The following is a 7,345-nucleotide window of genomic DNA, read 5'->3' as shown; positions in this document are numbered from 1 at the left end:
CTGGAGCGCGCGGCGGATCGATTCGGGAAGGCGGGCGTTCATGGCTCTCGGTGCTCCTGCAGCGTCACTGCGAAGGGGGCGTGCCGGCCGACTGCGCTCATGGCGCGGCGGCAGCATGCCGGGACCCGGTGGGGTCACTGGTCAGTTTAGGCAAACTGCGCCGGCAGGGATCGTCCGGGGCGCGGAGACCGTGTCGTTCACCTCACGGCCGAATCGGCGAGCAAAATGGTGTATATGTTGATAATATACAAACATGCAACTCGAACGCATTGTCGGCTTCGACTGGGACGATGGAAACGCTAGCAAGAGCGAGCACAGGCACGCCGTGTCCCAGCGAGAGAGCGAGCAGGTGTTCTTCAACCAGCCACTGTGGGTCATCGACGACCCGGCCCATAGCCGACAAGAAGTGCGAGCCCATGCTTTCGGCAGCACCGACGACGAGCGGCTGTTGCACGTCACATTCACGCTTCGTGCCGAAAACACTTTGCTCCGCGTGATCTCGGCGCGCGACATGAGCGCCAAGGAAAGGAAATGGTATGCCTCGCAAAACGACACTTAAGCCGCTGCCGGCCTTCAGGACCGAGGCCGCCGAGCGCGCATTCTGGGCGACGCACGACGCCACCGATTACCTCGATCTTTCAACGGCCCGGCGCGTCGTGCTGCCCAACCTGAAGCCGACCACGCAAAGCATCTCCCTGCGTCTGCCCTCGCACCTGCTCGACGGCATCAAGGCGGCGGCGAACAAGCGCGATGTGCCGTATCAGTCGTTGATCAAGATCTGGCTGCAGGAGAAATTGCACCCATGACCGGTGCTGCGCCGCGTCGCGGGCTGCCGCGCTGCGGCGGCCCGCAGCTGCACCCGAACCGGGTTCGACGGCCCGTCCCTCGCGGCCCCTCGCATCGCAAGCAACAACAACCCGAAAGCCACCATGCCCGACACCCCACCGCTCGAGCGCCACCACGCACCGGTCGATTTCTCCGACCGCATCGCCTACGCGATCACCCGCTTCCTGCGCTTCTTCGCCGACACCTTCTTCGCCAACCGCTACGGCAACCGCGCCGTGGTGCTGGAGACGGTGGCTGCGGTGCCCGGCATGGTGGGCGGGGCGCTGCAGCATCTGCACGCCCTGCGCCGCATGAAGAGCGACGACGGCTGGATCCGCACGCTGCTCGACGAAGCCGAGAACGAACGCATGCACCTCATGACCTTCGTCGAGATCGTCAAGCCCTCGGTGTTCGAGCGCGCGCTGGTCATCGTGGCGCAGGGCGTCTTCTACAACCTGTTCTTCGTGCTGTACCTCGTGTCGTCGAAGACGGCGCACCGCGTGGTGGGCTACTTCGAGGAAGAGGCGGTGTACAGCTACACCGAGTACCTGGGCGGCATCGACAAGGGCCTGTACGAGAACGTGGCGGCGCCGCAGATCGCGATCGATTACTGGCAGCTCCCGGCCGACGCCCGCCTGCGCGACGTGGTCCTGAAGATCCGCGACGACGAGGCCGGGCATCGCGACGTCAATCATGATTTCGCCAACCGGCTGAACCCCGGGCGCGCCTGACCGACATGGGCCCGCTGGACCTGACCCTTTTCGCCTCGCTGTTCATCGCCGTGATCCCTGCTTCGGGCGTGCTTGCGCCGTCCTGCCGAATCCGGCAAGGTGCCGCTTCCTTTGTCTGAACGGCTGCCCATGCAACGACGCCCGTTGATCCTCGCCGCCCTGGCGCTCCTGCCGGCTGCGTCTGCAAGCGCCGCCGAGCGCCTGCCGATGCGCAATCTGCTGGTGGAGGTGCGGCAGGGCGACGAGTCGCAACTGCGCGCCAGCGGCGGCGGCATCGAACAGGGCGCGGTGGTGATCGGCCCGAACGGCGAAGTGTCTGCGCGCGGCGGTGTCGGTTTCGAGGCACGAGGCCGCAGCGACGCGCGCAGCACGAGCCAGCAGGTGAGCGTGCTCAACGGCGGCCGGGCGGCGGTGCGCGTCGGCGCTTCGGTGCCCCTGCAGTGGCTGCAATGGGCGTGGACGCCGAACGGGCCGGTGGTCGTCGCCGAGACGGGCTTCGTCGAAACCGGCCGCGGCTTCGTGGTGCAGCCGCGCTGGCCGGGCGGCGATGCCCCGGTGACGGTGGAGGTGAGCACCGAGGCCTCCGACCGTGCCTTCGGCGGCCTGCCCTCGCGCCATGCGCCCGACGGCCAGCCGCTGCCCGAAGGCTCGGTGCAGCAGGCCGGCGTGCTGACCACCGTGCAGTTGCCGCTGGGCGAATGGGTCACTGTCGCCCGCTCGGGCGACACACAGCGTGCGCGCGAGCGGGGCGTGCTGTCGAGCCGGGATGCGCAGCGGGTGCAGGGGTTCGTGCTGCAGATGCGGGTGACGGCGCCGTAAAGCAGGACGAGCGTCTCGATTCGCTCTTTCTCCCTCTCCCCAAAGGGGCGAGGGCCAATGCCCCGCGCTGGGGCGTCGGTGCCCCGCAAGGAGGCATCGCGCCCCGCATGAGTTGCGAGCCAACCGCTGGCGCCCGGCATGAGCCTTGCGCAGTGTCCGGCCGTGGACCTCACGCTGCCGAAGCCCCCTGATCACGAAGCCTCCGCTGTGGCCGGTGCAATGCCGACGGCACCCAAACCCGCGCCCACACCGCCCGCGCCAGCAACAGCACCCGCACCGTTGACGCAGGCCGCGCCAACGTCGACTTCCACGCCCACCTCTCCCGCCGACGACCGCTGGCGCGACCGCCTCGCGCTGCTGCTCGAATCCACGGGTGAAGGCATGTTCGGCGTCGACATGACCGGCCGCTGCGTCTTCATCAACCGCGCCGCCGCCCAGATGCTCGGCTACACGCCGGCCGAAGCCCTGCAGCGCAACATGCACGAACTCATCCACCACAGCCACCCGGACGGCCGCCACTACCCGGAGAGCGACTGCCCCATCTTCGCGGCTTTTCGACAGGGCCTGCCCTGCCGCATCGACGACGAGGTGCTGTGGCGCAAGGACGGGAGTTGCTTCGCGGCGGAGTACTCGTCGCACCCGATCGTCGAGCAGACGGCCGCGGGGCCGGTGACGATCGGCGCAGTGGCGACCTTCGTCGACATCTCGCGCCGCAAGGAGGCCGAGGCGCTGCTGCGCGAGAGCCGCCACGAGCTCGAACGCCGCGTCGAGGAGCGCACGCGGGCCCTGAGCGATCGCAGTGCCGAACTGGGCGCGGCGGTGGCGCAGTTGCGCGAACTCTCCGCCCACCTCGAAACCGTGCGCGAGACCGAGCGCACCCGCATCGCCCGCGAAATCCACGACGAGCTCGGCTCGCTGCTCGTGGCGCTGCGCATGGACCTCAACTGGCTCGCTCACCGCGTGGCGGACCGCGAAGAGCTGCAGCGCAAGTGCGCCGGCATGGCCCGCATGATCGACAGCGCGGTGGTCAACGTCGGCCGCATCATCACCGACCTGCGGCCCAGCATCCTCGACCACCAGGGCCTGTGGGCGGCGCTCGAATGGCAGGCGCAGGAGTTCATCGAGACGGCCGAGCTGGCGCACGAACTGCACGTCACCGTGACTGCCGGCGTCGAGCCGCCGAGCGGCGAGCAGGGCGAGCGCTGGGCGATTGCCGTGTTCCGCATCTTTCAGGAGATGCTGAGCAACGTGGCTCGCCATGCGCAGGCCCGTTCGGTGCGCATTCGGCTGTACGTCGACGGCCCTCCGGAGCCGGTGTTGCACCTGGAAGTGCACGACGACGGCATCGGTGCCGCGCGCGACGCGCTCGACCATCCGCGCAGCTACGGCGTGCTCGGCATGCGCGAGCGCGCAGCCCATTTCGGCGGGCGGCTCTCGATCGCCGGCGCGCCGGGGCAGGGCACGAAGGTGCGGCTCGAGATGCCGCTGCCCCCGGCAGGGCCCTCGACTGCAGTGCTCACTCCGGTCTGCGAACCGAAAGCGCTCCAAGGAATCGAAACAGGCGGCCCGGCCGCCGCGCCACGCTCGCCGCTTGCTGGCCAAGCGGCGCCCGCAACAGGAACCGGAGCCGCACCGTGATCGGCGTGCTCGTCTGCGACGACCACCTCATCGTGCGCCAGGGCATCCGCCAGATGCTGGCCGACACGGGCGACATCCTGCTCACGGCCGAGGCCTCCAACGGCCCCGAAGCGCTGCGCCTGGTGCGCGCCGCGCAGGCCGGTGCGCAGCCGGGCATCGACGTGGTGCTGATGGACATCGCCATGCCCGGGCGCGACGGGCTCGACGTGCTCAAGCAGCTCAAGCGCGAAGTGCCGCGCCTGCCGGTGCTCATGCTCAGCACCTACCCCGACAAGCAGTACGCCGTGCGCAGCCTCAAGCTCGGCGCGGCCGGCTATTTGAACAAGAGCACCGACCTCGAACAACTGAGCGGCGCCGTTCGCAAGGCCGCCGCCGGCGGCCTGTTCATCACGCCGGCCATCGCCGAACAGTTGGCCGGCGCGCTGGGCGCCGGCCGCGACGGCGAGCAGCCGCTGCACGAACGGCTCTCCAACCGCGAGTACCAGGTGTTCCGCCTGCTCGCCCAAGGCAAGAGCGTGGGCGAGATCGCCGTGCAGCTTGCGCTGTCGCCCAATACCGTGAGCACCTACCGCACTCGAGTGCTCGAAAAGACCGGCGCGCGCAATGACGTGGAGCTGGCGCTCTATGCGGTGCGGCAGGATTTGCTGCCGGTATAGCTCGCCGTTCTGGCCGTCCCTTTCGCGCGGGTTCTGGCTTTGCCCTCTCTCCCGCTGACCCTGCAAGTCGAGGATCCGGATCGAATGCCGACTGCACCTCGACGGAGTCATCCCCCCTCAACGCCGTGGAGGGATGCGGAGACCCGATCAGCGTTGCTTGATTCCTTCCGCTTCCCTGCGCCCTCAGCGGGCCGGGGTCACGCGCCAGAGCGTGTTCGACAGGTCGTCGGCGACGATCAGGGCGCCGCGCGGATCCACGCTCACGCCAACCGGCCGGCCACGGGTCTTGCCGTCAGTGCCAATGAAGCCGGAAACGAAGTCGACCGGCGCGCCGGCTGGGCGGCCGTCGCGGAACGGCACGAACACCACCTTGTAGCCAACCGGCTGCTCCCGGTTCCAGCTGCCGTGCTCGCCGACGAACACGCCGTCTGCGAATTCACCGCCCATCGCAGGCGTGGAGAAGGCGACACCCAGCGCCGCCACATGCGATCCCAGCGCGTAGTCGGGAGCAATGGCGGCGGCGACCTTCTGCGGATCCTGCGGCCGCACGCGCTGGTCCACGTTCTGCCCCCAGTAGCTGTAGGGCCAGCCGTAGAACCCGCCCTCGCGCACGGAGGTGAGGTAATCGGGCGGAACGTCCGGGCCAAGTTCATCGCGTTCGTTGACCACTGCCCACAACCGGTCCGTGCCGGGCTGGATGGCCAGCGCGGTGGGATTGCGCAGGCCGGTGGCGTACGGCTTGTGCGCGCCCGTCTGGGCATCCACCTGCCACACCATCGCCCGGTCGACCTCGGCTGCCATGCCGCGCTCGGTGATGTTGCTGTTGGAGCCGATGCCTACGTAAAGAAACCGCCCATCCGCGCTGGCGGTCAGCGACTTGGTCCAGTGGTGATTGATCTGCGACGGCAGGTCGGTGACCTTGACCGGTGGCCCACTCGCCTGGGTCTGGCCCTCGGTGTACTCGAACCGCACCAGCGCATCCTGGTTGGCCACGTAAAGCTGGTTTCCAATCAGCGCAAGTCCGTACGGCGCGTTGAGGTTGTCGGCGAAGACCGTGCGGCTCTCATAGGTGCCGTCGCTGTCGCCGTCACGCAGCAAGGTCAAGCGGTCGCCGCCCTTCACCGAACTGTTGCCCTGGGCCTTGATGTAGCCGGCAATCACGTCCTTCGGGGTGAGCTTCGGCGCCCCACCCCCCTTGCCTTCGGCCACCAGGATGTCGCCATTGGGAAGGACGAGCGAGTGGCGCGGAATCCGGAGGTCGGTGGCGATGGCCGCGATCGCATAACCCCGCGGCACCGTGGGCCGCTGATCGCCCCATTGCGCCGGGTTGGCAATGGTCATGCTGGGGAGCAGCCCGCGTTGCCGCTCGGGCAGCACCGGTGCGGGGCCGACATTTGCCGGTCCCTCCTGCGCCAGGTTCGCATCGTTGCCGCAGGCGACCAGCAGGACCGAGAAACCGGCAACTGCCCATAACGTCGGCCGCTTCATGTCGCAACTCCCATGCGAAGGTTGGACAAACCCATCCATGCCGCCACGCAGGCGAGCAACAAGACGATGGCCGACAGAATCAATCCTTCAGGCATCACCGCCCACACATCCTTGGCATGGATCAGCGCATTGATGAAACCCAGCACCCAGGTCGCAAGCAGGATGAAGCCATACAAGAGATAGCGCCCCCCACGCCGATCGGCGTGGCGCAGGCCCACCAGTGCGAACACCAGCGTGATGCCGCCGAACAGCAGGCCAGCGGCGATCAACCACGAAGCGAAGTTGGTCCACTGCACTTGGTAGCTCGTTGCGTAAGCGAGATCGCTCAGCAACGCGCCCAGAAACAGCGTCACGGTCGCGGAAACGAAGAACGCATTGACGGGGTGCAACGGCCTTTGACGAGGTCGGTCGACGGTGGCAGTCAAAGAGGCTCTCCTGGTGGCGGTTCCGACAATTCACTGTAGCCGAGGCGAAGGCGAACTGAAACAATCGCGGTCAAGTCCCTGCTTCGTCCGACTCCGAGGGCGCTCCCGAATTTCTCAACTCCCTCGGGGGGCGGCGGCAACGTCGGCTGGGGGCGCTGTTTACCCGTGTTTGCCGCGCGACCGCGCGCCGAAGGAGGACCGAGGGGTGCCCAGGCTCAAACTGCTGCACATCACCGCCGTCACCGTCTGGTGCGGTGCCTTGCTCTAGCTGCCTCCCGGACTTTGAGGCCGACGAGGTCGCAGCCGCGCAGTTTGCTGTCGATGCCGAGGTTTGAAGGCGAGCTCGCGCACGCTGTACCGCCTGGTGCAGCAACACACCCAGACCTTCTTCGCCCAGACCACGGAGGCCACCGGCGCCAGCCTGCCGCAATTCGTCAAGGACGAGTTCGACGCCTTTCTCGAGTGCGGCGTCCGGAGGCCATCGCCAGCCCCAACCAATGGCGCGGCTGCAACGCTGGGCGCCCCTTCGAGGTGGACGGGCGCGGCATCAGGCCCGACATGGCGGCAAGTGGCAGTGGGGATGAAGCCTACTTGCTGCGCTTGGGCGCCGGCGCCTTGGAGCCGGAGCCCTTCAATGCCTCGGCGTTTCTCTTGGCACCCATCGGGTCGGTCGATTGCGCGGCCTGGGCGCCGGCGCCATCGACCGCGTTGCCGCCGCCGTCCATGCCGAGCATCGCGCCAGTCATCGGGTCGCTGTCAGGGT

The 7,345-nt window shown here is 68.0% G+C and carries 8 protein-coding genes and 1 pseudogene; 6 read left to right on the top strand and 3 right to left on the bottom strand.

Annotation, left to right across the window (positions count from 1 at the left end; all coding sequences use genetic code 11):
- Positions 1–253: 253 nt before the first annotated feature.
- The 6 genes from H0W38_RS12580 to H0W38_RS12555 all read left to right on the top strand — a co-directional run bounded on the left by H0W38_RS12580 (position 254) and on the right by H0W38_RS12555 (position 4,669).
- Positions 254–559, top strand: coding sequence for a BrnT family toxin (locus H0W38_RS12580; protein ID WP_292454494.1), 306 nt, complete (start codon positions 254–256; stop codon positions 557–559).
- Positions 537–806 carry a BrnA antitoxin family protein gene (locus tag H0W38_RS12575; protein WP_292454491.1) on the top strand — a complete coding sequence of 90 codons (270 nt, stop codon included), beginning with the start codon at positions 537–539 and terminating at the stop codon, positions 804–806. Before H0W38_RS12580 ends, H0W38_RS12575 begins: the two co-directional genes overlap by 23 nt.
- 123 nt (positions 807–929) lie before the next feature.
- Positions 930–1,556: an alternative oxidase gene (locus H0W38_RS12570; RefSeq protein WP_292454488.1), complete on the top strand. Its 627-nt coding sequence runs from the start codon at positions 930–932 to the stop codon at positions 1,554–1,556.
- 129 nt (positions 1,557–1,685) lie between these two features.
- Positions 1,686–2,375 (top strand): hypothetical protein, encoded by a 690-nt coding sequence (locus H0W38_RS12565; protein WP_292454486.1) that lies wholly within the window; start codon positions 1,686–1,688, stop codon positions 2,373–2,375.
- Between the two features lie 138 nt (positions 2,376–2,513).
- On the top strand, positions 2,514–4,013 hold the full coding sequence (locus tag H0W38_RS12560) for a histidine kinase (protein ID WP_292454484.1): 1,500 nt from the start codon (positions 2,514–2,516) through the stop codon (positions 4,011–4,013).
- Positions 4,010–4,669 (top strand): response regulator transcription factor, encoded by a 660-nt coding sequence (locus H0W38_RS12555; RefSeq protein ID WP_292454481.1) that lies wholly within the window; start codon positions 4,010–4,012, stop codon positions 4,667–4,669. Before H0W38_RS12560 ends, H0W38_RS12555 begins: the two co-directional genes overlap by 4 nt.
- Before the next feature lie 183 nt (positions 4,670–4,852).
- On the opposite strand, the gene H0W38_RS12550 is transcribed toward H0W38_RS12555, so the two are convergent.
- From H0W38_RS12550 to H0W38_RS12540, 3 genes and pseudogenes are all read right to left on the bottom strand, one after another.
- Positions 4,853–6,157 carry a sorbosone dehydrogenase family protein gene (locus H0W38_RS12550; RefSeq protein ID WP_292454478.1) on the bottom strand — a complete coding sequence of 435 codons (1,305 nt, stop codon included), beginning with the start codon at positions 6,155–6,157 and terminating at the stop codon, positions 4,853–4,855.
- Positions 6,154–6,582, bottom strand: a complete 429-nt coding sequence (locus H0W38_RS12545; RefSeq protein ID WP_292454476.1) for a DUF2231 domain-containing protein — start codon at positions 6,580–6,582, stop codon at positions 6,154–6,156. Before H0W38_RS12545 ends, H0W38_RS12550 begins: the two co-directional genes overlap by 4 nt.
- Before the next feature lie 272 nt (positions 6,583–6,854).
- Positions 6,855–6,939 (bottom strand): annotated as a pseudogene (locus H0W38_RS12540) (integrase); the annotation flags it as partial.
- Positions 6,940–7,345: the final 406 nt, after the last annotated feature.

Source organism: Methylibium sp. (assembly GCF_013817365.1).
Lineage (GTDB): Bacteria > Pseudomonadota > Gammaproteobacteria > Burkholderiales > Burkholderiaceae_C > Methylibium.
This window is presented reverse-complemented; position numbering and strand designations above follow the sequence as displayed.

Bases quoted from the DNA above. Each gene is read 5' to 3' on its own strand.
- H0W38_RS12570 (WP_292454488.1), top strand. From the start codon at position 930: ATGCCCGACACCCCACCGCTCGAGCGCCACCACGCACCGGTCGATTTC.
- H0W38_RS12565 (WP_292454486.1), top strand. From the start codon at position 1,686: ATGCAACGACGCCCGTTGATCCTCGCCGCCCTGGCGCTCCTGCCGGCT.
- H0W38_RS12560 (WP_292454484.1), top strand. From the start codon at position 2,514: ATGAGCCTTGCGCAGTGTCCGGCCGTGGACCTCACGCTGCCGAAGCCC.
- H0W38_RS12580 (WP_292454494.1), top strand. From the start codon at position 254: ATGCAACTCGAACGCATTGTCGGCTTCGACTGGGACGATGGAAACGCT.
- H0W38_RS12550 (WP_292454478.1), bottom strand. From the start codon at position 6,157: ATGAAGCGGCCGACGTTATGGGCAGTTGCCGGTTTCTCGGTCCTGCTG.
- H0W38_RS12575 (WP_292454491.1), top strand. From the start codon at position 537: ATGCCTCGCAAAACGACACTTAAGCCGCTGCCGGCCTTCAGGACCGAG.